The organism is Streptantibioticus silvisoli, from assembly GCF_027947535.2.
Lineage (GTDB): Bacteria > Actinomycetota > Actinomycetes > Streptomycetales > Streptomycetaceae > Streptantibioticus_C > Streptantibioticus_C silvisoli.
On record NZ_JAAGKO020000030.1, the window covers coordinates 38,966 to 64,555 of the forward strand.

The window sequence follows — 25,590 nt, forward strand, 5'->3', positions numbered from 1 at the left end:
GAGGTCTTCCACCGGACCGCCTGCCGCCGGATCAGGCGGTCCGGCGGGCGGCCGGACCGCCGGCGGGCTCACCGCGGCCGGGATCGGTGTCCGGTTACGCTGGCCCCGTGCGAGTAGACCTTGACGCGCCGATCGCGCCGTATACGACGTTCCGTCTGGGTGGGCCGGCGGCCCGCCTGGTGACCGCGACGACGGACGAGGAAGTGGTCGGCGCGGTCCGGGAGGCCGACGCCGCGGGCGTGCCGGTGCTGGTCATCGGCGGCGGGAGCAACCTCGTCGTGGCCGACGGCGGCTTCGCCGGCACCGCGGTGCGGATCGCGACGCGCGGATTCGAGCTGAACGGCACGGAGCTGGAGCTCGCGGCGGGGGAGACCTGGACGGACGCGGTCGACCGCACCGTCGAGGCGGGACTGGCCGGCGTCGAGTGCCTGGCGGGCGTGCCGGGGTCGGCGGGCGCCACCCCGATCCAGAACGTGGGCGCCTACGGCCAGGACGTCTCCTCCACGGTCACCGGCGTCACCGCGTACGACAGGACGGCCGGCGAGATCGTCACGCTGACCGCCGGGGAGTGCGCCTTCGCCTACCGGGACAGCCACTTCAAGCGCAGCCCCGGCCGGTACGTGATCCTGCGGGTGCGTTACTCGCTGGAGGACGCCGGCGGGATGTCGACGCCGGTCAGGTACGCCGAGGTCGCCAGGACGCTCGGTGTCGGGCCGGGGGAGCGGGTGGCCCTCGCCCACGCCCGGGACACCGTCCTGCGGCTGCGGGCCGGTAAGGGCATGGTGCTGGACGCGGCGGACCACGACACGTGGTCGGCGGGTTCGTTCTTCACCAACCCGGTGCTGGACGCGGACGCGCACGCCGTCTTCCTGGACCGGGCGCGGACCCGGGTCGGGGCGGACGTGCCGGTACCGGGCTGGCCGGACGCGGACGGGCGGGTGAAGGTGCCGGCGGCCTGGCTGATCGAACGGGCCGGGTTCACGAAGGGCTACGGCTCCGGGCCCGCCACGATCTCCACCAAGCACACCCTCGCGCTGACCAACCGCGGCGCCGCCAAGACCGAGGACCTGCTCGCGCTGGCCCGTGAGGTCCGCGACGGCGTGCAGGACGTCTTCGGGGTGACCCTGGTCAACGAACCGGTGATGGTCGGCGCGACCCTCTGATCCGCTGATCCGATCATCGCCCCAGCTCCCTCAGCCACCGCCGCCCCCAGCCGCCGCCTCAACCCCGGCCCGCCCCTCCTAAGGCTTCAACCACTCGTCGATCCCGGTGAGCAGCCGCTCCCGGACGTCCGGCGGTGCGCAGGAGCCGCGGACCGACTGGCGGGCCAGGTCCGCCAGCTCCGCGTCGGTGAAGCCGTGCGCGTCGCGGGCGATCTCGTACTGGGCGGCGAGCCGGGAGCCGAAGAGCAGCGGGTCGTCGGCGCCGAGGGCCATCGGGACGCCGGCCGCGTAGAGCGTGCGCAGCGGCACGTCCTCGGGCTTCTCGTAGACGCCCAGGGCGACGTTGGACGCCGGGCAGACCTCGCAGGTGATGCCGCGGTCGGCGAGCCGGGCCAGCAGGGCGGGGTCCTCCGCGGCCCGTACGCCGTGGCCCACCCGGCTGGCGTGCAGGTCGTCCAGGCAGTCGCGGATGCTGTGCGGGCCGGCCAGCTCGCCGCCGTGCGGGGCCGCGATCAGGCCGCCCTCCCGGGCGATGGCGAAGGCCCGGTCGAAGTCGCGCGCCAGGCCGCGGCGTTCGTCGTTGGACAGGCCGAAGCCGATGACGCCCCGGTCGCGGTGGCGCACCGCCAGCCGGGCCAGCGTGCGGGCCTCCAGCGGGTGCTTCATGCGGTTGGCGGCCACCAGGACCGCGATGCCGACGCCGGTGTCGCGGGAGGCGGTGTGCACCGCGTCCAGGATGATCTCCAGGGTCGGGATCAGCCCGCCGAGCCGGGGGGCGTACGAGGTGGGGTCGACCTGGATCTCCAGCCAGCCGGAGCCGTCCTTGACCTCTTCCTCGGCCGCCTCGCGCACCAGCCGCTGGATGTCCTCGGGGGTGCGCAGGCACGAGCGGGCGATGTCGTACAGCCGCTGGAAGCGGAACCAGCCGCGTTCGTCGGTGGCCCGCAGTTTCGGCGGCTCGCCGGAGGTCAGTGCCTCCGGGAGGTGGACGCCGTACCGGTCGGCCAGCTCCAGCAGGGTGGACGACCGCATCGAACCGGTGAAGTGCAGGTGCAGGTGGGCCTTGGGAAGCAGAGTGACATCGCGCGCCATTCCCAGATCCTGCTACAGATCGGCCCCCGACCGGTACCCGATCATCCGATCGGTGCGCGCGGGCGGGGGCCGGCTGCGAACCCCTGAACGGGGTCCGTACGTCAGTCGCGGGCCTCGGACAGCAGCTTCTGGAGCCGCGAGACGCCCTCGGCGAGGTCCGCGTCGCCGAGCGCGTAGGACAGCCGCAGGTACCCGGGAGTGCCGAACGCCTCACCGGGGACCACCGCGACCTCGGCCTCCTCCAGGATCAGCGCGGCCAGCTCGACCGAACTGCCCGGACGGCGGCCGCGGATCTCCTTGCCCAGCAGCGCCTTCACCGACGGGTAGGCGTAGAACGCGCCCTCCGGCTCCGGGCAGACGACGCCGTCGATCTCGTTGAGCATCCGGGTGATCGTGCGGCGCCGCCGGTCGAACGCGGTGCGCATCTCGTCGACCGCGGACAGGTCGCCGGTCAGGGCGGCCAGGGCGGCGGCCTGCGCGACGTTGGAGACGTTGGAGGTGGCGTGCGACTGGAGGTTGGTCGCGGCCTTCACCACGTCCTTCGGGCCGATCAGCCAGCCGACCCGCCAGCCGGTCATGGCGTACGTCTTGGCCACGCCGTTGACGATGACGCACTTGTCGCGCAGCTCGGGGACGGCCACCGGCAGCGAGGTGAAGGTGGCCTCGCCGTAGACCAGGTGCTCGTAGATCTCGTCGGTGAGCACCCACAGGCCGTGCTCGGCGGCCCAGCGGCCGATCTCCTCGACCTGCTCGCGGCTGTGCACCGCGCCGGTCGGGTTGGACGGCGAGACGAACAGCAGCACCTTGGTGTGCGGACCGCGGGCGGCCTCCAGCTGTTCGACGCCCACCCGGTACCCGGTGGTCTCGTCGGCGACCACCTCGACCGGCACGCCGCCGGCCAGCCGGATCGACTCCGGGTAGGTGGTCCAGTACGGCGCCGGCACGATGACCTCGTCGCCCGGGTCGAGGATCGCCGCGAACGCCTCGTAGATCGCCTGCTTGCCGCCGTTGGTCACCAGGACCTGGGACGGGTCGACCTCCAGGCCGGAGTCGCGCAGCGTCTTGGCGGCGATCGCCTTCTTCAGCTCGGGCAGCCCGCCGGCCGGGGTGTAGCGGTGGAAGCGCGGTTCGCGGCAGGCGGCCACCGCGGCCTCGACGATGTAGTCGGGGGTCGGGAAGTCCGGCTCGCCGGCGCCGAAGCCGATGACCGGCCGGCCCGCGGCCTTGAGTGCTTTGGCCTTGGCGTCCACGGCCAGCGTGGCGGACTCCGAGATCGAGCCGATACGGGCCGAGACCCGTCGGTCGGTGGGGGACGTAACGGGGGGAGTAGCTGCGCTCATGCGCCTCATCGTCGCAGACCTGCCCGGCCGACCGGAAAGCTCCCGGGCCCCGCTACCCGTGCGGGTGAGCCGGAGAAACGCCACCACGCGGGGGCGCCGCCGCCAACTGGCGCTGTGGTGAGGGACGATGCCGAACTTCCGGCAGTTCACGTTCGACGCCCGGCCGATCTACCCGTACACTCAACCCTCGTGGTCCTCGGCGAACGCGGATCCGGCCTGCGCACTCAGTGCGTCGCGACGGATGCGCTACGTTGGGGGACGCAAAGGGTCGTAGCTCAATTGGTAGAGCACCGGTCTCCAAAACCGGCGGTTGGGGGTTCAAGTCCCTCCGGCCCTGCGAGGCACGTTCGTCCTACGGACGTGAGTACGCGTACGTTGGTAAAAGTATCGCCGTGCAGCCGGGCAGGCACGGCTTGGCCCCGACCCGGATTCAGGTGAGGACGAGTGACGGAAGCCCTGGGCTCCACCGCGACGCCTGAAAGTGGCCGGCCGGAGGACGACACCGACGAATTCCTCGACGACAAGTCGAAGAAGAAGCGCGGCGGCAAGCGCGGCAAGAAGGGCCCGTTCGCAAGGATGGGGCTGTTCTACCGGCAGATCGTCGCGGAGCTGCGGAAAGTCGTCTGGCCGCCCCGCAAGGACTTGATGTCCTACACCACCGTCGTCATCGTCTTCGTCGCCGTCATGATCGGTATCGTGACCTTGATCGACTGGGGTTTCTCCTCCCTCATCAAGTACGTCTTCGGCTGAGAACCCCGCGAGGAGCGCCCTCGGGGGCGCCCTTTCGCATGTTCCATTCTTTGAAAAAGTCAGGAAGAAGCAGCCATCGTGTCCGACCCGAACCTGAACGAAGCCGACCAGCCCGTCGAGCACCACGACGCGGCCGACGAGGCTGAGGCGACGGCCGTCACGGCCGAGGTCGAGGACACCGACGCTGCCGACGTGGCGGAGACCGCCGACGCCGAGCCCGAGGACGCCGACACCGGGGCGACCGACGAGGACGCCTCCGACGAGGCTGCCGACGAGGACGAGGCGGAGTCCGACGAGGACGACGACGCCGAGGCGTCCGAGGACACCGACGCCGAGGACGCTTCCGACGAGGAAGACGCTTCCGACGAGGACGGCGACGAAGAGCCGGCCGAGGAAGAGCCCGTCGTCGACCCGGTCGCCGCGTTCCGTGAGGAACTGCGCACCCTGCCCGGTGAGTGGTACGTCATCCACACCTACGCCGGCTATGAGAACCGCGTGAAGGCCAACCTGGAGCAGCGCGCGGTCTCCCTGAACGTCGAGGACTACATCTACCAGGCCGAGGTGCCGCAGGAAGAGGTCGTCCAGATCAAGAACGGCGACCGCCGCACCGTCCGCCAGAACAAGCTGCCCGGCTACGTGCTGGTGCGCATGGACCTGACGAACGAGTCCTGGGGCGTCGTCCGCAACACCCCCGGCGTCACCGGCTTCGTCGGCAACGCGTACGACCCGTACCCGCTGACCCTGGACGAGATCGTCAAGATGCTCGCCCCGGAGGTCGAGGAGCAGGCCGCGGCGGCCGGTGGCGGCGCGCAGAAGAAGAAGGTCGAGGTCCAGGTCCTGGACTTCGAGGTCGGCGACTCCGTCACCGTCACCGACGGCCCGTTCGCGACCCTCCAGGCGACGATCAACGAGATCAACGCCGACTCCAAGAAGGTCAAGGGCCTGGTCGAGATCTTCGGCCGGGAGACCCCGGTCGAGCTGTCCTTCGACCAGATCCAGAAGAACTAGCCGTCGCGCGGCCCCGGCCGTGCCCCCTCGCTTCCGTCCAGGTCAGGCCACGCTTCCAGGTGGTCTGACCTGCTCGGTTTCAAGCCGCGCCGAGATACCCGTTATCGTGGTGCGGCATGCCTGCCCGCAGGCATGAATCACTCTCGATTAGGACCCGGAGAGAGCAATGCCTCCCAAGAAGAAGAAGATCACGGGGCTGATCAAGCTCCAGATCAACGCCGGCGTCGCCAACCCGGCCCCGCCGGTCGGCCCCGCGCTGGGCCAGCACGGCGTCAACATCATGGAGTTCTGCAAGGCCTACAACGCCGCGACCGAGTCGCAGCGTGGCATGGTCGTGCCGGTGGAGATCACGGTCTACGAGGACCGTTCCTTCACCTTCATCACCAAGACCCCGCCGGCCGCGCGCCTGATCCTCAAGGCCGCCGGTGTGGACAAGGGCTCCGGCGAGCCGCACGTCAAGAAGGTCGCCAAGATCACCCGCGACCAGGTCCGCGACATCGCCACCACCAAGATGCCCGACCTGAACGCGAACGACCTGGACGCCGCGGAGAAGATCATCGCGGGTACCGCTCGTTCCATGGGCATCACCATCGAGGGCTGACACCCGAACCCACGCAGTGGCCGGCCGAGCGAAGCGAGGTCGTCCGCGGAGCGGGCGAGCAGGAAGCCCGAGCGATGTGGGCTGGGGCTGACATCCCGCGCCCGAGTGGCGAGGGACCTCGGTGACGTCCCCGTCGCCCGTTGTTCATCCGTGGGAGGGTCGTGCGCGGCCCGGCACCACGAACTCCATTCCGTATTCCAGGAGACGCAGTGAAGCGCAGCAAGAACCTCCGCGCCGCGGAGGCCAAGATCGACCGCGAGCGGCTGTACGGCCCGCTTGAGGCGGTTCGTCTCGCCAAGGACACCTCGTCCACCAAGTTCGACTCGACCGTCGAGATCGCCATGCGCCTGGGTGTCGACCCGCGCAAGGCCGACCAGATGGTCCGTGGCACCGTCATCCTTCCGCACGGCACCGGCAAGACCGCCCGGGTCCTGGTCTTCGCGACCGGTGACCGTGCTGCGGCGGCGGAAGCCGCGGGCGCCGACATCGTCGGCTCCGACGAACTGATCGACGAGGTCGCGAAGGGGCGTCTGGACTTCGACGCCGTCGTCGCCACCCCGGACCTCATGGGCAAGGTCGGCCGCCTGGGCCGCGTGCTCGGCCCCCGTGGCCTGATGCCGAACCCGAAGACCGGCACCGTGACCCCGGACGTGGCCAAGGCCGTGAACGAGATCAAGGGCGGCAAGATCGAGTTCCGCGTCGACAAGCACTCCAACCTGCACTTCATCATCGGCAAGTCGTCGTTCGGTGAGCAGCAGCTGGTGGAGAACTACGCCGCGGCGCTCGACGAGGTTCTGCGCCTCAAGCCGTCGGCCGCCAAGGGCCGTTACATCAAGAAGGCCGCCATCAGCACCACGATGGGCCCCGGCATCCCGCTCGACCCGAACCGCACCCGCAACCTCATGGTCGAGGAAGACCCGGCCGCGGTCTGAGCTGTTCCGACAGCTTGAATGATCTGTACAGGCTGTGCGAAGGGGCCCGGAGTGTCACTCCGGGCCCCTTTCGCATGCGCTAGCGTGCTTCGCGTCGGTTTTTCTAGGGGGAGGCACTCCATGAAGCACGCAGGATTTCGCACGGCCGCCGCGGGGGTCGCGGCCGTCGCCGCACTGGGCACGCTGTCGGCCTGTGGCGGCCACAGCACCAAGGCGTCCGCCAACGGCTCCTCCAGCAGCGGCAGCACCACGGCCGCCAGCCCGCTGGCGGCGCTGCGCGCGGCCGTCACCAACACCAACCAGCAGCAGTCCGCCAAGGTCGACGGCACCACCAAGACCAACCAGATGAGCGTCACGATGAAGGGCACGCTGGACTGGTCCCAGGGCATGAGCGGCAACATGACGCTCAAGATGAGCGGCGCCCAGGCGTCCTCGGCCACCGCCCAGCTCGGCACCGACGGCGCCATGCAGGCGCGCTACACCCCGGACGCCATGTTCGTGGACATGGGCCCGACGATGGCCAAGTCCGACGGCGGCAAGCCCTGGATGAAGTACTCCTACGACGCGCTGGCCAAGCAGCTGGGCGCCTCCGGCGACGCGATGAAGGAGGAGTTCCAGAACAACAACCCGACCCGCTCGGTGCAGATGCTGATCGCCTCCGGTGACGTGAAGTCGCTGGGCTCCGCGACCGTCAACGGGGTGGCGACCACGCACTACGCGGGCGTGGTGGACGTCGACAAGCTGCTCGGCGCGCAGCCCGGCCTGGACGCCGCGACCGTCAAGCAGCTCCAGGGCCAGCTGAAGTCGCAGGGCATCAAGAACGACCACATCGACGTCTGGGTCGACGGCCACGGGCTGCTGGTGGAGAAGGTCGAGAAGTGCGCCATGAGCAGCGGCACGATGAACTCCACCGCCTTCTACACCGACTACGGCGTCAAGGTCACCGTCACCCCGCCGCCGGCCTCGCAGACGATGGACGTCTCCAAGATGCTGGCGCAGCAGGGCAAGTCCTGACGCGGTCCGCCCGACCCGCCGCCCGACCCGCCGTCCGGCCCGCCCGACCCGCTGGTCCGCCGGCTGGCTGACCCGGGCCGTCCGGTGCCGGGACATCGCGCCGGTTCCGGGGCGGATTTGCTCCGGCGCGGGCCGTTCACGTATGGTCCTCGTGAAGCCAAAGACCGCTGGTCGCTGTCCTTCCCCAAGGTTTCAGGGGGTTGGGTGGCCGAAGGAATCCGCTGGGTGCGGACGGCCTGCGCAGGTGTTCATGAGGATGTACTCCCGGATGCGGTTCGTCCGGTCGAGATCACGCCCCGTGCGCCTGCGCCGGGGCGTTCCGTTTGTCCCGGGGCCTCCTCCTTCAGTCCGCGCGGTCCGCAACCACCCGGAAGGAGGCCGAGGCTCATGGCGAGGCCCGACAAGGCTGCCGCGGTTGCCGAGCTGACGGACAAGTTCCGCAGTTCGAACGCCGCTGTGCTGACCGAGTACACCGGTCTCACCGTGGCGCAGCTGAAGCAGCTGCGCCGTTCGCTCGGTGAGAACGCTCATTACAGCGTCGCGAAGAACACGCTGTCCAAGATCGCGGCCAACGAGGCCGGGATCACCCAGCTCGACGACCTGTTCGCGGGTTCGACGGCGATCGCCTTCGTCACCGGTGACCCGGTGACCTCGGCGAAGGGTCTGCGCGACTTCGCGAAGGAATTCCCCGCCCTGGTCATCAAGGGCGGCGTCATGGACGGCAAGACGCTGTCCGCCGACGAGATCAAGAAGCTTGCGGACCTCGAGTCCCGCGAGGTGCTGCTCGCCAAGCTGGCCGGCGGCATGAAGGCGTCCATGGCCAAGGCCGCGGCGACCTTCCAGGCCCCGCTGTCGAAGTTCGTCCGTACCGCGGACGCGCTGCGCAGCAAGGTCGAGCAGGGCGGTGCCGACAACACGGCTCCCGCCACCGAGGACGCCGCGGCCGAATAAGGCCCGCAGCCCACCCTCGGAACGGGCCGAGTATGCCCGCCGAAATACACCCCCGGCACCAGCCGAATTAGTGGAAGGACCGCCATCATGGCGAAGCTCAGCCAGGACGAGCTGCTCGAGGTCTTCGGTGAGATGACCCTGATCGAGCTCTCCGAGTTCGTGAAGGCCTTCGAGGACAAGTTCGACGTCGAGGCCGCCGCCCCGGTCGCCGCTGCCGCCGCTGCCCCGGCCGCCGCCGAGGCCGTCGAGGAGCAGGACGAGTTCGACGTCATCCTCACCGGCGCCGGCGAGAAGAAGATCCAGGTCATCAAGGTCGTGCGTGAGCTGACCTCGCTCGGCCTGAAGGAAGCCAAGGACCTGGTCGACGGCACCCCCAAGCCGGTCCTGGAGAAGGTCAAGAAGGAAGACGCGCAGAAGGCTGCCGACTCCCTCAAGGCCGCTGGCGCCTCCGTCGAGGTCAAGTGACCCTGTCACGGCTCTGATGCCGTGACCAGCCCCTTCGTGGGCTGATCAGCCGCAGGGCGGCCACCCGTACGGGTGGCCGCCCTGCGGTGTTCCGGTGGTCGTCGAGCCGGTTGGCCGCCGTTGTCGGCGGACCCGGGTATGGTGATCAACGGTGGTCGTCGCGACCCCTCTCGAACACGGATCTGACGAACTCTCCGAGGATCTCCGAGGGGCGGGGGCCTTGACGAACCGCACGCAGCGCGCAATTCTCAGGACGCGTCGTAAGCCGTTCGCATCGCGAGGCATGGATCGACCGTGATCCGGGAATGACTGACGACGGAAGCGCAGGACCGTGATGTGGACCCGGGTCGGACCGGCTCCACCAGATGACGAGGGGGAGATGATTCGGTCTCCGAATCACTGCTCTGGACATCAGTGTGCCGAATGGCTACACTGACCCTTTGCGCTGCCTGTTAGCTGTCGCCTGGCCCGTCACCAGGGACCAGCATTCGTCTGAGCACCTCAAATACGGTGTCGTCCTCCATCGGGACGCCGTCGTACGGGCTCAGGGGGGACCGGTACGCGCGTAGTGAGTCCGAGCCCTCGGAAGGACCCCCTCTTGGCCGCCTCGCGCAACGCCTCGAACACCCAATCGAACAACGGCGCCAGCACCGCACCGCTGCGCATCTCTTTCGCGAAGATCAACGAACCGCTCGAGGTTCCGAACCTTCTCGCCCTGCAAACCGAGAGCTTCGACTGGCTGCTCGGCAACGCCGCGTGGAAGGGTCGTGTAGAGGCGGCGCTGGACAGCGGACAGGACGTCCCCACCAAGTCCGGCCTCGAGGAGATCTTCGAGGAGATCTCGCCGATCGAGGACTTCTCCGGGTCGATGTCGCTGACGTTCCGCGACCACCGTTTCGAGCCCCCGAAGAACTCGATCGACGAGTGCAAGGAGCGCGACTTCACGTACGCCGCCCCGCTCTTCGTCACCGCCGAGTTCACCAACAACGAGACCGGCGAGATCAAGTCGCAGACGGTCTTCATGGGTGACTTCCCGCTCATGACCAACAAGGGCACCTTCTGCATCAACGGCACCGAGCGTGTCGTGGTCTCGCAGCTGGTCCGCTCGCCGGGCGTCTACTTCGACAGCTCCATCGACAAGACGTCCGACAAGGACATCTTCTCCGCCAAGGTCATCCCCTCCCGGGGCGCCTGGCTGGAGCTGGAGATCGACAAGCGCGACATGGTCGGCGTCCGCATCGACCGCAAGCGCAAGCAGTCGGTCACCGTGCTGCTGAAGGCGCTGGGCTGGACCACCGAGCAGATCCTCGAGGAGTTCGGCGAGTACGAGTCCATGCGCGCCACCCTGGAGAAGGACCACACCCAGGGCCAGGACGACGCGCTGCTCGACATCTACCGCAAGCTGCGCCCGGGCGAGCCGCCGACCCGTGAAGCCGCCCAGACGCTGTTGGAGAACCTCTACTTCAACCCGAAGCGTTACGACCTGGCGAAGGTCGGCCGGTACAAGGTCAACAAGAAGCTCGGCAGCGACGCGCCGCTGGACGCCGGCGTGCTCACCGTCGAGGACGTCCTCGCGACGATCAAGTACCTGGTCAAGCTGCACGCCGGCGAGACCGGGACGACCGGCGACAACGGCGCGGCCGTGGTCGTCGAGGTCGACGACATCGACCACTTCGGCAACCGCCGCCTGCGCAACGTCGGCGAGCTGATCCAGAACCAGGTCCGCACCGGTCTGGCCCGTATGGAGCGTGTCGTCCGCGAGCGGATGACCACCCAGGACGTCGAGGCCATCACCCCGCAGACCCTGATCAACATCCGGCCGGTCGTCGCCTCCATCAAGGAGTTCTTCGGCACCAGCCAGCTGTCGCAGTTCATGGACCAGACCAACCCGCTGTCCGGCCTGACCCACAAGCGCCGCCTGTCGGCGCTGGGCCCCGGCGGTCTGTCCCGTGAGCGGGCCGGCCTGGACGTGCGTGACGTGCACCCCTCGCACTACGGCCGCATGTGCCCGATCGAGACGCCCGAAGGCCCGAACATCGGTCTGATCGGCTCGCTGGCCTCCTACGGCCGGGTCAACGCGTTCGGCTTCATCGAGACCCCGTACCGCAAGGTCGTCGACGGCCAGGTCACCCGTGAGGTGCACTACCTGACCGCCGACGAGGAGGACCGCTTCCTCATCGCGCAGGCCAACGCCGGCCTGGACGACAACGACACGTTCTCCGAGGCCCGCGTCCTGGTCCGCCGCCGCGGCGGCGAGGTCGACCTGGTGCCCGGCGCCGAGGTCGACTACATGGACGTCTCGCCGCGCCAGATGGTGTCGGTCGCGACCGCCATGATCCCGTTCCTGGAGCACGACGACGCCAACCGCGCGCTCATGGGCTCCAACATGATGCGGCAGGCGGTGCCGCTGCTGAAGTCGGAGGCGCCGCTGGTCGGCACCGGCATCGAGTACCGCGCCGCGGTCGACGCCGGCGACGTCATCACCGCCGAGAAGGACGGCGTCGTCCAGGAGGTCTCCGCCGACTACGTCACGGTGACCAACGACGACGGCACCTACACCACGTACCGCGTCGCGAAGTTCTCCCGCTCCAACCAGGGCACCTCCTTCAACCAGAAGGTCGTCGTGGACGAGGGCGCCCGCGTGGTGGCCGGCCAGGTGCTCGCCGACGGCCCGTCCACCCAGCAGGGTGAGATGGCGCTCGGCAAGAACCTGCTGGTCGCGTTCATGCCGTGGGAGGGCCACAACTACGAGGACGCGATCATCCTGTCGCAGCGCCTCGTGCAGGACGACGTCCTGTCCTCGATCCACATCGAGGAGCACGAGGTCGACGCCCGCGACACCAAGCTGGGCCCCGAGGAGATCACCCGGGACATCCCGAACGTCTCCGAGGAGGTGCTGGCCGACCTCGACGAGCGCGGCATCATCCGCATCGGTGCCGAGGTCGTGGCCGGCGACATCCTGGTCGGCAAGGTCACCCCCAAGGGTGAGACCGAGCTGACCCCGGAGGAGCGCCTGCTGCGCGCCATCTTCGGCGAGAAGGCCCGCGAGGTCCGCGACACCTCCCTGAAGGTGCCGCACGGCGAGATCGGCAAGATCATCGGCGTGCGCGTCTTCGACCGCGAGGAGGGCGACGAGCTGCCGCCCGGCGTCAACCAGCTGGTCCGGGTCTACGTCGCCCAGAAGCGCAAGATCACCGACGGCGACAAGCTCGCCGGCCGGCACGGCAACAAGGGCGTCATCTCGAAGATCCTGCCGGTCGAGGACATGCCGTTCCTGGAGGACGGCACCCCGGTCGACATCATCCTCAACCCGCTCGGTGTCCCGTCCCGCATGAACCCGGGGCAGGTCCTGGAGATCCACCTGGGCTGGCTCGCCAAGCAGGGCTGGGACGTCTCCGGCATCGCGGACGAGTGGGCCCGCCGCCTGGAGGCGATCGGGGCCGGCCAGGTCGACCCGGACACCAACGTCGCCACCCCGGTGTTCGACGGCGCCCGCGAGGACGAGATCTCCGGGCTGTTCGAGGCCACCGTGCCCAACCGCGACGGCGACCGCATGGTCGAGCCGTCCGGCAAGGCCCGGATGTTCGACGGCCGCTCCGGTGAGCCGTTCCCCGAGCCGATCGCGGTCGGCTACATGTACATCCTCAAGCTGCACCACCTGGTGGACGACAAGCTGCACGCCCGCTCCACCGGGCCGTACTCGATGATCACCCAGCAGCCGCTGGGTGGTAAGGCGCAGTTCGGTGGCCAGCGGTTCGGCGAGATGGAGGTGTGGGCGCTGGAGGCTTACGGCGCCGCCTACGCCCTCCAGGAGCTGCTGACCATCAAGTCCGACGACGTGCTCGGCCGCGTGAAGGTCTACGAGGCCATCGTCAAGGGCGAGAACATCCCCGAGCCCGGCATCCCCGAGTCCTTCAAGGTGCTCATCAAGGAGATGCAGTCGCTCTGCCTGAACGTGGAGGTGCTGTCCAGCGACGGCATGTCCATCGAGATGCGTGACACCGATGAGGATGTCTTCCGCGCTGCGGAGGAACTGGGTATCGACCTGTCCCGGCGGGAGCCGAGCAGCGTCGAAGAGGTCTGACGGGTTGCCGCCCGGCCTCCCCGGAGGCCGGGCGGCGATCCCGGACCCGTTCAGACCATGATTGAGACACACCCCCGGTCGTCGTACTGGCCGGGTAACCACGAAGGTGGGATTGACGAACAGTGCTCGACGTCAACTTCTTCGACGAGCTGCGGATCGGCCTGGCCACCGCGGACGACATCCGTCAGTGGTCGCACGGCGAGGTCAAGAAGCCGGAGACCATCAACTACCGCACCCTCAAGCCCGAGAAGGACGGACTCTTCTGCGAGAAGATCTTCGGCCCCACCCGGGACTGGGAGTGCTACTGCGGTAAGTACAAGCGTGTCCGCTTCAAGGGCATCATCTGTGAGCGCTGCGGCGTCGAGGTGACCCGCGCCAAGGTGCGCCGTGAGCGGATGGGCCACATCGAGCTGGCCGCGCCCGTCACCCACATCTGGTACTTCAAGGGTGTTCCCAGCCGGCTCGGCTACCTGCTCGACCTCGCGCCGAAGGACCTCGAGAAGGTCATCTACTTCGCGGCCTACATGATCACCTGGGTCGACGAGGAGCGCCGCACCCGCGACCTGCCCTCGCTGGAGGCCCAGGTCTCCGTCGAGCGCCAGCAGGTCGAGCAGCGCCGTGACTCCGACGTCGAGGGCCGGCAGAAGAAGCTGGAGGCCGACCTCGGCGAGCTGGAGGCCGAGGGCGCCAAGGCCGACGTGCGCCGCAAGGTGCGCGAGGGCGCCGAGCGTGAGATGAAGCAGCTGCGCGACCGCGCCCAGCGCGAGATCGACCGCCTCGACGAGGTGTGGAGCCGCTTCAAGTCCCTCAAGGTCCAGGACCTGGAGGGCGACGAGCTGCTCTACCGCGAGCTGCGCGACCGCTTCGGCACCTACTTCATGGGCGGCATGGGCGCCGCGGCGCTGCAGAAGCGCCTGGAGTCCTTCGACCTGGAGGAAGAGGCCGAGAAGCTCCGCGAGATCATCCGCTCGGGCAAGGGCCAGAAGAAGACCCGTGCCCTCAAGCGGCTCAAGGTCGTCTCCGCGTTCCTCCAGACCCGCAACAGCCCCAACGGCATGGTGCTGGACTGCGTCCCGGTCATCCCGCCGGACCTGCGCCCGATGGTGCAGCTGGACGGTGGCCGCTTCGCGACCTCCGACCTGAACGACCTGTACCGCCGCGTCATCAACCGCAACAACCGCCTGAAGCGGCTTCTCGACCTCGGCGCGCCCGAGATCATCGTCAACAACGAGAAGCGCATGCTCCAGGAGGCCGTCGACGCGCTGTTCGACAACGGCCGCCGCGGCCGTCCGGTCACCGGTCCGGGCAACCGCCCGCTGAAGTCGCTGTCCGACATGCTCAAGGGCAAGCAGGGCCGCTTCCGTCAGAACCTGCTCGGCAAGCGCGTGGACTACTCCGCGCGTTCGGTCATCGTCGTCGGCCCGCAGCTGAAGCTGCACCAGTGCGGTCTGCCGAAGGCGATGGCGCTGGAGCTGTTCAAGCCGTTCGTGATGAAGCGCCTGGTCGACCTGAACCACGCGCAGAACATCAAGTCGGCCAAGCGCATGGTCGAGCGCGGCCGCACGGTCGTCTACGACGTCCTCGAAGAGGTCATCGCCGAGCACCCCGTGCTGCTCAACCGCGCGCCGACCCTGCACCGCCTCGGCATCCAGGCCTTCGAGCCGCAGCTGGTCGAGGGCAAGGCCATCCAGATCCACCCGCTCGTCTGCACCGCGTTCAACGCGGACTTCGACGGCGACCAGATGGCCGTGCACCTTCCGCTGTCCGCGGAGGCGCAGGCCGAGGCCCGCATCCTGATGCTGTCCTCGAACAACATCCTCAAGCCCGCCGACGGCCGTCCGGTGACGATGCCGACGCAGGACATGGTCCTGGGTCTGTTCTTCCTCACCACCGACACCGAGGAGCGCGACGTCAAGGGCGAGGGCCGGGCGTTCGGCTCGGTCGCCGAGGCCATCATGGCCTTCGACGCCCGCGAGCTGTCGCTCCAGTCCCAGATCGACATCCGCTTCCCGGTCGGCACCATGCCGCCGCGCGGCTGGACCCCGGCGCCGCGCGAGGAGGGCGAGGACCCCTGGCAGCAGGGCGACCCGTTCCGGCTGCGCACCTCGCTGGGCCGGGCGCTGTTCAACGAGCTGCTGCCCGAGGACTACCCGTTCGTCGACTACTCGGTGGGCAAGAAGCAGCTCTCCGAGATCGTCAACGACCTGGCCGAGCGGTACCCGAAGGTCGTCGTCGCCGCCACCCTGGACAACCTCAAGGCGGCCGGCTTCTACTGGGCCACCCGGTCCGGCGTGACCGTCGCGGTCTCCGACATCGTCGTGCCCGAGGCCAAGAAGGGCATCCTTCAGGGCTACGAGGCGCAGGACGAGAAGGTCCAGAAGCAGTACGAGCGCGGCCTGATCACCAAGGACGAGCGGTCCAAGGAACTGATCATCATCTGGACCAAGGCGACCAACGAGGTCGCCGAGGCGATGAACGCCAACTTCCCGCGCACCAACCCGATCTTCATGATGGTCGACTCGGGCGCGCGCGGAAACATGATGCAGATGCGTCAGATCGCCGGTATGCGCGGCCTGGTGTCGAACGCCAAGAACGAGACGATTCCCCGTCCGATCAAGGCGTCCTTCCGCGAGGGCCTGACCGTGCTGGAGTACTTCATCTCCACCCACGGTGCCCGTAAGGGCCTGGCCGACACCGCGCTGCGTACCGCCGACTCGGGTTACCTCACCCGTCGTCTGGTGGACGTCTCGCAGGACGTCATCATCCGCGAGGAGGACTGCGGCACCGACCGCGGCCTCAAGCTGGCCATCGCCGAGCGTGCCGCCGACGGTTCGCTGCGCAAGTCCGGCGGGGTCGAGACCTCGGTGTACGCGCGCAGCCTGGCCGACGACATCGTCATCGACGGCAAGGTGCTGGCCCCGGCCGGCACCGACCTGGGCGACGTGCTCATCGACCAGCTGGTCGCCTACGGCGTCGAGACGGTCAAGACCCGCTCCATCCTCACCTGCGAGTCCGCCGTCGGCACCTGCGCCATGTGCTACGGCCGTTCGCTGGCCACCGGCAAGCTGGTGGACATCGGCGAGGCGGTCGGCATCATCGCCGCCCAGTCGATCGGTGAGCCCGGCACCCAGCTGACGATGCGTACCTTCCACACCGGTGGTGTGGCCGGTGACGACATCACCAAGGGTCTGCCGCGTGTCGTCGAGCTGTTCGAAGCCCGTACCCCCAAGGGTCTGGCGCCGATCAGCGAGGCGGCCGGCCGGGTCCGCATCGAGGAGACCGAGAAGACCCGCAAGATCGTCGTCACCCCCGACGACGGCAGCGAGGAGATCGCCTACGGCGTCTCCAAGCGCTCGCGGCTCGAGGTCGGCGAGGGCGACCACGTCGAGGTCGGCCAGAAGCTCATGGCCGGTACCGAGAACCCGCACGACGTGCTGCGGATCCTCGGCCAGCGCGCGGTGCAGATCCACCTGCTCGGCGAAGTCCAGAAGGTCTTCACCTCGCAGGGTGTGTCCATCCACGACAAGCACATCGAGATCATCATCCGGCAGATGCTGCGCCGCGTGACGATCATCGAGTCCGGCGACGCGGAACTGCTGCCGGGCGAGCTCGTCGAGCGCGGCCGGTTCGAGACCGAGAACCGCCGCGTGGTCGCCGAGGGCGGTCACCCCGCCTCCGGCCGTCCGCAGCTGATGGGTATCACCAAGGCGTCGCTGGCGACCGAGTCCTGGCTGTCGGCCGCCTCCTTCCAGGAGACCACCCGGGTGCTCACCGACGCGGCGATCCACGCCAAGTCGGACTCCCTGCTGGGCCTGAAGGAGAACGTCATCCTCGGTAAGCTCATCCCGGCCGGTACGGGCCTGTCCCGCTACCGCAACATCCGGGTCGAGCCGACCGAAGAGGCCAAGGCCGCGATGTACTCGGCCGTCGGCTACGACGACATGGACTACTCGCCGTTCGGCACCGGCTCCGGCCAGGCCGTCCCGCTGGAGGACTACGACTACGGGCCCTACAACACCTGAGTCGTCCCCCGCGCGTGAGCGCGTAGCACGCTGACAGGGCGGTCACCCCTCACGGGGTGGCCGCCCTTCGGCGTGTCGCGGAGGGGGTGGGGGTGTTGTGCGGGGGCGGTGCTTCTTGGGGTGGCGTGGTGGGGTTTGTGGTGGCGGGGGCGGTGCCTCTCGGGGTGCTGTGGTGGCCTGCGCGGTACGGGAGACGCGTGTCGGGGGGTGCCCCTCGGCGTACCGCGGCGGTCCTCGCCGTACGGGAAGTGTGCGAATCGGTGTGCGGGTCGCCTCAGGGGTGGCTCGTCCGCGCGGGCGAGCGGCGGATCCCCCCTGCGAGCGATGCCCGGGCGTCACCATCGGTGACAGGCTGAACGCGGAAACGGCACAACGATCCGGTCGGTCCCGCAGGCCGTCCGGCCAGGGGGAGACGTCTCATGAAGCGCACACCTGCCCGCACCGCGCCGGACCGCGCCCCGGCCGCCCGCCGCCGTGCCCCGGTCCTGCTGCTGCTCTGCGGTCCGGCAGCCGCCATCGCCTGCCTCAGCGCCTGCGACGTCACCGTCGTCGGGCAGCACAGCCGGACCGTCTCCTACGCCGTGAGCGCCCCGGTGCGCGCCCTGGTCGTGCACGACGACACCGGGTCCATCCACGTCACCCGGGGCGCCTCGGGTCTCCGGGTGACCGAACGCCAGGGCTACCGGGGGAAGACGGCCCCGCACACCACGCACGCGGTCGCCGCCGGCACCCTGACACTGGCCCACACCTGCCGCGACTGCTCGGTGAGCTACGACGTCCAGCTCCCGGCCGGCACCTCGGTCGACCTGCGGACCGACACCGGCAGCGTCGTCCTGGACGGCCTCAGCGGCCCGGTGGACGCCGCCACGGACACCGGGAGCGTGACGGCGACCGGCCTCACCGGCGGCCGGGCGCGGCTCACCACCGGGACCGGCAGCGTCAACGCCGCGTTCGGCCGCCCGCCGGCCACGCTGGACGCGACCGCCGACACCGGCAGCGTCACGCTCACGCTGCCCTCCGCCCCGGCCTACGCGGTGACCGCCGGCTCCGGCACCGGCCACGTGTCGGTCGGCGTACGCCGGGACGACTCCGCCCGGTACCGCGTCACGGCCCACACCGACACCGGCGACGTGGCGATACGCCGGGGGTGAGGGCGCGGACGCGTCATGGGTGAGCGGGATGGGGCCGGGGTGAGTGTGCTGGGGCCGGAGGTGCGGGTGCCGGCGCCGGCGGGAGCATGCGGCAGCGCCATGCGTGAGGGGGGTGGCGTCATGCGTGAGGGGGTCGGCGTTATGCGTGAGCGGACCGGCGCCGGGGGTGAGCACGCCGGTGCCGGCGCGGTGAGCACGCCGGTGCCGGAGTCCTGGCGTACCGCTGGAGTCGGGCTTCGCCGTGCCGGGGAGGGATGAATCGGCGGCCGGCGCGGGTTGACCCACCCAGGAAGCGGCCCGGAGCTGTCTCCCCGGCGAGGGGCGGAGCGGATTCCCGTCCCGACGGCCCGTCGGACACCCTCCGGCCGCGCGCTGCTGCGATGCCGGGACGGTGGAGAGCGGGAGGGGCCGATGAAGTGGCTGACGGGAGAGGGCCGGGGAACGGAGCCGGGGGGTGCTCCCGCGGGAGCGGTGGCTGACGTGCGGGTGGCTGACGTGCCGGGGGCAGTGGTGGTTGACGTGACGGTGGGCGGTGGGGCGGTGGTTGACGTGGCGGTGGCTGACGCGACGGTGGGCGGCGGGGCGGTGGCTGACGGAGCGATGGCCGGCCCGCCCGTGTCGGCGGTGGCTGACGGAGCGGCGGCCGACGTACCCCCGCCGGCGGGTTCCGACATACCCGTGGCCGGCCCCGAAGCGGTGATCGCTGAAGCCGCCGTCCCGGAAGCGGTCGCCCTCGTGCCGTCGGAGGGCGGAGGCGTGGACGGGGAACCGGAGTTCCGGCTCGCGTCCGGTACCGGTGGCCGGGCGGCGCTCGAAGTGGCGCGCGGCGGCGAGGTGGTGGCGGTGGACGTGGCCAACGCGTTCAGCGCGCCGGTGCTGGGCGGACTGCGCGGTGGCGGGGCGGCCGCGGCGTGGGCGGTGGCCTGGGGCTGCCTGCCGCCGGACGGTGGCGGGGTGACGGTGGAGTTTGGCCGGGGCCGGGCGGGGCGTCGGCGGGCGGCGGTGCCGGTGCGGGCGGTGGGGCCGTTCTGGGTCGCGCGGACCCGGGGCCGGTTCACCACGGTGACGGTCGGCGTGGGCACGGCGGACCCGGCCTCCGGACGCGGTGCGGGACGGCAGCAGCGCTGGCGGCTGGCCGGGCGCTGACGGCGGGGGAGCGGGGTGCGGGGTCCGGCGGGCGGAGGTTCGGGCTGCGGGGAACCTTCGGGGTGCGGCCCGCGTCTGTTGCTTAGGACGGGTGGGCCGGTTCTGGGGGGAGCAGTCGGCGATGACGGACTACGGGGGGTCACCGACCGGTCGCGGATCTTCCCGCCGGGCCATGCTCGCGTCGGACGCCGACCGGGAGCGGACCGTCGACACGCTGAAGACGGCGTACGCCGAGGGCCGGCTGACCGCGGACGAGCACGACGACCGGGTCGGGCGGGCCTACGTCTCGCGCACCTACGGCGAGCTGGCCGCGCTCGTGGCCGACCTGCCGCAGTCGCCGGGCGCCATGCTGCCGGCCGTCTCGCCGGTGTACCAGCCGTTCCCGCCCTACCCGTCGCAGGCGGTCTCCCCGCCGCCGTACTACCCGGTGCGGCAGAAGCCGACTAACGGGCTCGCGGTGGCGTCGTTGATGTGCGGGCTGGCGGGCATACCGCTGTGCCTGCCGGCGGTGGCGGCGATCGCACTGGGACACATCGCGCGCTGGCAGATCCGCAACAACGGCGAGGGCACCGAGGGCGGCAAGGGCGCGGCCACCGGCGGCGCGGTGCTGGGCTACCTCGGTGTCGTCTTCTGGCTGATCCTGCTGCTGACGACGGGTTCCGGCTGAGGCCGTGACCGCCGGGCCGAGCGGGATGACCACGGGGGCCGGGGCGCCCGTGGTGCCGGGAGCGTGCGGCCGACCGCCGGGTTGCGGGCGGCGGCAGGGCGGCGGCCGGGTGGCCGGGCTCCCCGGAGCGCGGGCGCGTCGTGCTGCGGGCGTCCGGCGTGGCGGCGGGGTGTCGTGGTGGCCGAGGAGTCGGCGAGTGGCGGCGTGGTGGCCGAGGACTCGGCCGGTGGCGGTGGCATGTCGTGGTGGCCGAGGAGTCGGCGAGTGGCGGCGGCGCGTCGTTGACCGCGGCGGGGCCGGGCGGGTGCTCTTTGGGATGATCTTGGCCGTCCGGAGGTGACCGGGGGCCGGGTGACGGTGGCCACACACCGGTGGAGGGGGAGCGTGGCCGGTCGCCGTCTTCCCCTGTCACAGGGGTGGCGGTTACCGTAACGGCGGTGTGCCGGGGCCGGGCGTCCTTCGCGTGTGCATTTGTTTTGACCGCAGCCCATGCGCTAGGTACGCTCTGTCCTTGTGCCTGGGGTGTCCCCGGGTTCTTGTGCGTGCACTCGACCGCACGGAACTCCGAGACTGCGACATCCAGATAAGTGAGCCGGGCCCGCCTCGCGGGAACGCGCGATCTATCCGACACGCCCGACCGCGTGGGTCGGCGAGTACGTCGGCCTCCGCGCGAGCGGGGTGTATTCCCCAGGTTAGTTGTACCGAGATCGGCACACAGAAACCGGAGAAGTAGTGCCTACGATCCAGCAGCTGGTCCGGAAGGGCCGGCAGGACAAGGTCGAGAAGAACAAGACGCCCGCGCTGAAGGGTTCGCCCCAGCGCCGCGGCGTCTGCACGCGTGTGTACACGACCACCCCGAAGAAGCCGAACTCGGCGCTGCGTAAGGTCGCGCGTGTGCGTCTGACCAGCGGGATCGAGGTCACCGCTTACATTCCGGGTGAGGGCCACAACTTGCAGGAGCACTCGATCGTGCTCGTGCGCGGCGGTCGTGTGAAGGACCTGCCGGGTGTCCGCTACAAGATCATCCGCGGCTCGCTCGACACCCAGGGTGTCAAGAACCGCAAGCAGGCCCGCAGCCGCTACGGCGCCAAGAAGGAGAAGTAAGACATGCCTCGTAAGGGCCCTGCCCCGAAGCGGCCGGTCATCATTGACCCGGTCTACAGCTCTCCGCTTGTCACGTCGCTGGTCAACAAGGTCCTGCTGAACGGCAAGCGCTCCACCGCCGAGCGCATCGTCTACGGCGCCCTCGAAGGTCTGCGTGAGAAGACCGGCAACGACCCGGTCATCACGCTGAAGCGCGCGCTGGAGAACATCAAGCCGACTCTTGAGGTCAAGTCCCGCCGTGTCGGTGGCGCGACCTACCAGGTGCCGGTCGAGGTCCGTCCCGCCCGTGCGTCCACCCTGGCGCTGCGCTGGCTGGTCGGTTACTCCCGTGCCCGTCGCGAGAAGACCATGACCGAGCGCCTCATGAACGAGCTGCTCGACGCCTCCAACGGTCTTGGCGCCTCCGTCAAGCGCCGCGAGGACACCCACAAGATGGCCGAGTCCAACAAGGCCTTCGCGCACTACCGCTGGTAGTCGCTACCCCCATCGAGACCGAGAGAAGACTGAGCCTCATGGCCACCACTTCACTTGACCTGGCCAGGGTCCGCAACATTGGGATCATGGCCCACATCGACGCGGGCAAGACGACCACCACCGAGCGGATCCTGTTCTACACCGGTGTGAGCTACAAGATCGGTGAGGTCCACGACGGCGCTGCCACCATGGACTGGATGGAGCAGGAGCAGGAACGCGGCATCACCATCACGTCCGCCGCGACCACCTGCCACTGGACGGTGGACGGCGAAGACCACACGATCAACATCATCGACACCCCGGGCCACGTCGACTTCACGGTCGAGGTGGAGCGCTCGCTGCGCGTCCTGGACGGTGCCGTCACGGTGTTCGACGGTGTGGCCGGTGTCGAGCCGCAGTCCGAGACGGTGTGGCGTCAGGCGGACCGGTACAACGTCCCGCGCATCTGCTTCGTCAACAAGCTGGACCGCGTCGGTGCCGAGTTCCACCGCTGCGTCGACATGATCGTCGACCGCCTGGGTGCGGTGCCGTTGGTCATGCAGCTCCCGATCGGCGCCGAGGCGGACTTCCGCGGCGTGATCGACCTCGTCCGGATGAAGGCTCTGGTCTGGTCCGAAGAGGCCGCCAAGGGTGAGATGTACGACACCATCGACATCCCGGAGACCCACACCGACGTTGCCGAGGAGTACCGCGGCAAGCTGCTGGAGACGGCCGCCGAGTCGGACGACGAGCTGATGGAGCTGTACCTGGAGGGCCAGGAGCCCACCGAGGAGCAGCTGATCGCCGGCATCCGCCGCGCGACCATCGCCTCGAAGCTCACCCCGGTGTTCTGCGGCACCGCGTTCAAGAACAAGGGCGTCCAGCCCCTGCTCGACGCGGTCGTCAAGTACCTGCCGTCCCCGACCGACGTCGACGGCGTCACCGGCCACAAGGTCGGCGACGAGGAGACCGAGATCTTCCGCAAGGCCTCGGACGAGGAACCGTTCTCCGGTCTTGCCTTCAAGATCATGAGCGACCCGCACCTCGGTAAGCTCACCTTCATCCGGGTGTACTCCGGCCGCATGGACTCCGGCACCCAGGTGCTGAACTCCGTGAAGGGCCGCAAGGAGCGCATCGGCAAGATCTACCGGATGCACGCGAACAAGCGTGAGGAGATCCCCAGCGTCGGTGCCGGTGACATCGTCGCCGTCATGGGCCTGAAGGACACCACCACCGGTGAGACCCTCTGCGATGCGGCCAAGCCCGTCATCCTGGAGTCCATGAACTTCCCGGCCCCGGTCATCCAGGTGGCCATCGAGCCGAAGTCCAAGGGCGACCAGGAGAAGCTCGGCATCGCGATCCAGCGGCTCGCCGAGGAGGACCCCTCCTTCCAGGTGCACACCGACGAGGAGACCGGCCAGACGATCATCGCGGGCATGGGCGAACTGCACCTCGACGTGCTGGTCGACCGCATGAAGCGCGAGTTCCGGGTCGAGGCCAACGTCGGCAAGCCCCAGGTCGCGTACCGCGAGACCATTCGCAAGAAGGTCGAGCGGATCGACTACACGCACAAGAAGCAGACTGGTGGTTCCGGCCAGTTCGCCAAGGTGCAGATCGCCATCGAGCCGCTCGAAGGCGATGGGTACGAGTTCGAGAACAAGGTCACCGGTGGCCGCATCCCCCGGGAGTACATTCCCTCGGTGGACGCCGGCTGCCAGGAGGCCATGGAGTTCGGCGTGCTGGCCGGCTACCCCCTCACGGGTGTCAAGGTCACCCTGCTGGACGGTGGCTACCACGACGTCGACTCCTCCGAACTCGCGTTCAAGATCGCCGGCTCCATGGCGTTCAAGGACGGTGCCCGCAAGGCCAGCCCGGCTCTGCTGGAGCCGATGATGGCTGTCGAGGTGACCACGCCCGAGGACTACATGGGCGATGTCATCGGCGACATCAACTCGCGCCGTGGCCAGATCCAGGCCATGGAGGAGCGCAGCGGTGCCCGGGTCGTCAAGGCTCTGGTCCCGCTGTCGGAGATGTTCGGCTACGTCGGTGACCTGCGCAGCAAGACCTCCGGCCGTGCCAGCTACTCCATGCAGTTCGACTCCTACGCCGAGGTTCCGAGGAACGTCGCAGAGGAGATCATTGCGAAGGCCAAGGGCGAGTAGCTCCGCGTTTCAACGAGCAGCACGCAAGCCTTAGGCTTGACGCCAGGTGGTCCGGGCGACCTACCGCAGACCGTGAGGAAAACGGTGGGTCCCCGGCAGCCCGGCAACCAATCCGCGGGTTGGATGCGCAATGCCCTTCGGGGTTCTCATCAACCCGGCAACGATTCCCCTGTCGCGATACGGCGTATGGCGCACAGAAATAGTTCACAGGAGGACCCCCGTGGCGAAGGCGAAGTTCGAGCGGACTAAGCCGCACGTCAACATCGGCACCATCGGTCACATCGACCACGGTAAGACCACTCTTACCGCGGCGATCACCAAGGTGCTGCACGACGCGTACCCGGACCTGAACGAGGCCTCGGCCTTCGACCAGATCGACAAGGCTCCCGAAGAGCGCCAGCGCGGTATCACCATCTCCATCGCGCACGTCGAGTACCAGACCGAGTCGCGTCACTACGCCCACGTCGACTGCCCCGGTCACGCGGACTACATCAAGAACATGATCACCGGTGCCGCGCAGATGGACGGCGCGATCCTCGTGGTCGCGGCGACCGACGGCCCGATGCCGCAGACCAAGGAGCACGTGCTCCTGGCCCGCCAGGTCGGCGTCCCCTACATCGTCGTCGCGCTGAACAAGGCCGACATGGTGGACGACGAGGAGATCCTGGAGCTCGTCGAGCTCGAGGTCCGTGAGCTCCTCTCGGACTACGAGTTCCCGGGCGACGACGTTCCGGTCGTCCAGGTCTCCGCGCTCAAGGCGCTCGAGGGCGACAAGGAGTGGGGCGAGAAGCTCCTCGGCCTCATGAAGGCCGTGGACGAGGCGATCCCGACTCCCGAGCGTGACGTCGACAAGCCGTTCCTGATGCCGATCGAGGACGTCTTCACGATCACCGGTCGTGGCACCGTCGTCACCGGTCGTATCGAGCGTGGTGTCCTGAAGGTCAACGAGACCGTTGACATCATCGGCATCAAGCAGGACAAGACCACCACCACGGTCACCGGCATCGAGATGTTCCGCAAGCTGCTCGACGAGGGCCAGGCCGGTGAGAACGTCGGTCTGCTGCTTCGCGGCATCAAGCGCGAGGACGTCGAGCGCGGCCAGGTCATCATCAAGCCGGGCTCGGTCACCCCGCACACGGAGTTCGAGGCGCAGGCGTACATCCTGTCGAAGGACGAGGGTGGCCGTCACACCCCCTTCTTCAACAACTACCGCCCGCAGTTCTACTTCCGTACCACGGACGTGACCGGCGTCGTGACCCTCCCCGAGGGCACCGAGATGGTCATGCCGGGCGACAACACCTCCATGACCGTCACGCTGATCCAGCCTGTCGCGATGGAGGAGGGCCTCAAGTTCGCCATCCGTGAGGGTGGCCGGACCGTGGGCGCCGGCCAGGTCACCAAGATCAACAAGTGACCTCACGCTGACGCGTCGGCTCCCAGCCGACCGAGCCCCCGCACACCTTTGGGTGTGCGGGGGCTCGGTGT

19 protein-coding genes and 1 tRNA gene are annotated in these 25,590 nt (G+C 69.2%); 18 read left to right on the top strand and 2 right to left on the bottom strand.

Going from position 1 to position 25,590, the window contains the following annotated elements; translation table 11 throughout:
- Positions 1-107 precede the first annotated feature (107 nt).
- Complete coding sequence (locus POF43_RS20360) at positions 108-1,163, top strand: UDP-N-acetylmuramate dehydrogenase (protein ID WP_271316490.1); 1,056 nt, start codon at positions 108-110, stop codon at positions 1,161-1,163.
- A 78-nt stretch (positions 1,164-1,241) separates the two neighbouring features.
- On the opposite strand, the gene POF43_RS20365 is transcribed toward POF43_RS20360, so the two are convergent.
- Together POF43_RS20365 and POF43_RS20370 are read right to left on the bottom strand one after the other, a co-directional pair.
- The gene (locus POF43_RS20365) at positions 1,242-2,255 is read right to left on the bottom strand and encodes an adenosine deaminase (protein WP_271314066.1); all 1,014 of its coding nucleotides are present in this window, start codon (positions 2,253-2,255) and stop codon (positions 1,242-1,244) included.
- A 101-nt stretch (positions 2,256-2,356) separates the two neighbouring features.
- Entirely contained in the window at positions 2,357-3,595 is a 1,239-nt protein-coding gene (locus POF43_RS20370) for a pyridoxal phosphate-dependent aminotransferase (protein WP_271324673.1), read from the bottom strand.
- A 264-nt stretch (positions 3,596-3,859) separates the two neighbouring features.
- Here POF43_RS20370 and POF43_RS20375 point away from each other — a divergent pair.
- The 17 genes from POF43_RS20375 to tuf all read left to right on the top strand — a co-directional run bounded on the left by POF43_RS20375 (position 3,860) and on the right by tuf (position 25,519).
- Positions 3,860-3,932: transfer RNA gene (locus POF43_RS20375), tRNA-Trp, on the top strand.
- 107 nt (positions 3,933-4,039) lie between these two features.
- On the top strand, positions 4,040-4,345 hold the full coding sequence (gene secE / locus POF43_RS20380) for a preprotein translocase subunit SecE (protein WP_271314064.1): 306 nt from the start codon (positions 4,040-4,042) through the stop codon (positions 4,343-4,345).
- 78 nt (positions 4,346-4,423) lie between these two features.
- Positions 4,424-5,353: a transcription termination/antitermination protein NusG gene (gene nusG / locus POF43_RS20385; RefSeq protein WP_271314063.1), complete on the top strand. Its 930-nt coding sequence runs from the start codon at positions 4,424-4,426 to the stop codon at positions 5,351-5,353.
- 166 nt (positions 5,354-5,519) lie between these two features.
- Complete coding sequence (gene rplK / locus POF43_RS20390) at positions 5,520-5,954, top strand: 50S ribosomal protein L11 (RefSeq protein ID WP_271314062.1); 435 nt, start codon at positions 5,520-5,522, stop codon at positions 5,952-5,954.
- A gap of 209 nt (positions 5,955-6,163) precedes the next feature.
- Positions 6,164-6,886, top strand: a complete 723-nt coding sequence (rplA, locus tag POF43_RS20395) for a 50S ribosomal protein L1 (RefSeq protein ID WP_271314061.1) — start codon at positions 6,164-6,166, stop codon at positions 6,884-6,886.
- A 120-nt stretch (positions 6,887-7,006) separates the two neighbouring features.
- Positions 7,007-7,900 carry an SCO4651 family lipoprotein gene (locus POF43_RS20400; protein WP_271324672.1) on the top strand — a complete coding sequence of 298 codons (894 nt, stop codon included), beginning with the start codon at positions 7,007-7,009 and terminating at the stop codon, positions 7,898-7,900.
- A gap of 387 nt (positions 7,901-8,287) precedes the next feature.
- A complete protein-coding gene (gene rplJ / locus POF43_RS20405; protein WP_271314059.1) occupies positions 8,288-8,851 on the top strand; it encodes a 50S ribosomal protein L10 in 564 nt (187 codons plus the stop codon).
- An 87-nt stretch (positions 8,852-8,938) separates the two neighbouring features.
- Positions 8,939-9,316: a 50S ribosomal protein L7/L12 gene (gene rplL, locus POF43_RS20410; protein ID WP_271314058.1), complete on the top strand. Its 378-nt coding sequence runs from the start codon at positions 8,939-8,941 to the stop codon at positions 9,314-9,316.
- Between the two features lie 598 nt (positions 9,317-9,914).
- Complete coding sequence (gene rpoB / locus POF43_RS20415; protein WP_271314057.1) at positions 9,915-13,400, top strand: DNA-directed RNA polymerase subunit beta; 3,486 nt, start codon at positions 9,915-9,917, stop codon at positions 13,398-13,400.
- 122 nt (positions 13,401-13,522) lie between these two features.
- A complete protein-coding gene (locus POF43_RS20420; protein WP_271314056.1) occupies positions 13,523-17,422 on the top strand; it encodes a DNA-directed RNA polymerase subunit beta' in 3,900 nt (1,299 codons plus the stop codon).
- Between the two features lie 419 nt (positions 17,423-17,841).
- On the top strand, positions 17,842-18,573 hold the full coding sequence (locus tag POF43_RS20425) for a DUF4097 family beta strand repeat-containing protein (protein ID WP_271318708.1): 732 nt from the start codon (positions 17,842-17,844) through the stop codon (positions 18,571-18,573).
- Positions 18,574-19,251: 678 nt separating this feature from the next.
- A complete protein-coding gene (locus tag POF43_RS20430; RefSeq protein ID WP_282704690.1) occupies positions 19,252-19,719 on the top strand; it encodes a hypothetical protein in 468 nt (155 codons plus the stop codon).
- Positions 19,720-19,891: 172 nt separating this feature from the next.
- Positions 19,892-20,386 (top strand): DUF1707 and DUF4190 domain-containing protein, encoded by a 495-nt coding sequence (locus tag POF43_RS20435; RefSeq protein WP_271323926.1) that lies wholly within the window; start codon positions 19,892-19,894, stop codon positions 20,384-20,386.
- Positions 20,387-21,118: 732 nt separating this feature from the next.
- The gene (rpsL, locus tag POF43_RS20440; RefSeq protein WP_014144289.1) at positions 21,119-21,490 is read left to right on the top strand and encodes a 30S ribosomal protein S12; all 372 of its coding nucleotides are present in this window, start codon (positions 21,119-21,121) and stop codon (positions 21,488-21,490) included.
- A gap of 3 nt (positions 21,491-21,493) precedes the next feature.
- On the top strand, positions 21,494-21,964 hold the full coding sequence (rpsG, locus tag POF43_RS20445) for a 30S ribosomal protein S7 (protein WP_271315387.1): 471 nt from the start codon (positions 21,494-21,496) through the stop codon (positions 21,962-21,964).
- A gap of 38 nt (positions 21,965-22,002) precedes the next feature.
- A complete protein-coding gene (gene fusA, locus POF43_RS20450; protein ID WP_271315386.1) occupies positions 22,003-24,105 on the top strand; it encodes an elongation factor G in 2,103 nt (700 codons plus the stop codon).
- Between the two features lie 220 nt (positions 24,106-24,325).
- Positions 24,326-25,519, top strand: a complete 1,194-nt coding sequence (gene tuf / locus POF43_RS20455) for an elongation factor Tu (protein WP_271315385.1) — start codon at positions 24,326-24,328, stop codon at positions 25,517-25,519.
- The last annotated feature ends 71 nt before the right edge of the window (positions 25,520-25,590 follow it).

What these genes read in the sequence shown, in the direction of transcription:
- POF43_RS20365 (WP_271314066.1), bottom strand. Translation starts at nt 2,255, where the DNA reads ATGGCGCGCGATGTCACTCTGCTTCCCAAGGCCCACCTGCACCTGCAC.
- POF43_RS20370 (WP_271324673.1), bottom strand. Translation starts at nt 3,595, where the DNA reads ATGAGCGCAGCTACTCCCCCCGTTACGTCCCCCACCGACCGACGGGTC.
- rplK (WP_271314062.1), top strand. Translation starts at nt 5,520, where the DNA reads ATGCCTCCCAAGAAGAAGAAGATCACGGGGCTGATCAAGCTCCAGATC.
- POF43_RS20400 (WP_271324672.1), top strand. Translation starts at nt 7,007, where the DNA reads ATGAAGCACGCAGGATTTCGCACGGCCGCCGCGGGGGTCGCGGCCGTC.
- rplJ (WP_271314059.1), top strand. Translation starts at nt 8,288, where the DNA reads ATGGCGAGGCCCGACAAGGCTGCCGCGGTTGCCGAGCTGACGGACAAG.
- rplL (WP_271314058.1), top strand. Translation starts at nt 8,939, where the DNA reads ATGGCGAAGCTCAGCCAGGACGAGCTGCTCGAGGTCTTCGGTGAGATG.
- POF43_RS20425 (WP_271318708.1), top strand. Translation starts at nt 17,842, where the DNA reads ATGAAGCGCACACCTGCCCGCACCGCGCCGGACCGCGCCCCGGCCGCC.
- POF43_RS20435 (WP_271323926.1), top strand. Translation starts at nt 19,892, where the DNA reads ATGCTCGCGTCGGACGCCGACCGGGAGCGGACCGTCGACACGCTGAAG.
- rpsG (WP_271315387.1), top strand. Translation starts at nt 21,494, where the DNA reads ATGCCTCGTAAGGGCCCTGCCCCGAAGCGGCCGGTCATCATTGACCCG.
- fusA (WP_271315386.1), top strand. Translation starts at nt 22,003, where the DNA reads ATGGCCACCACTTCACTTGACCTGGCCAGGGTCCGCAACATTGGGATC.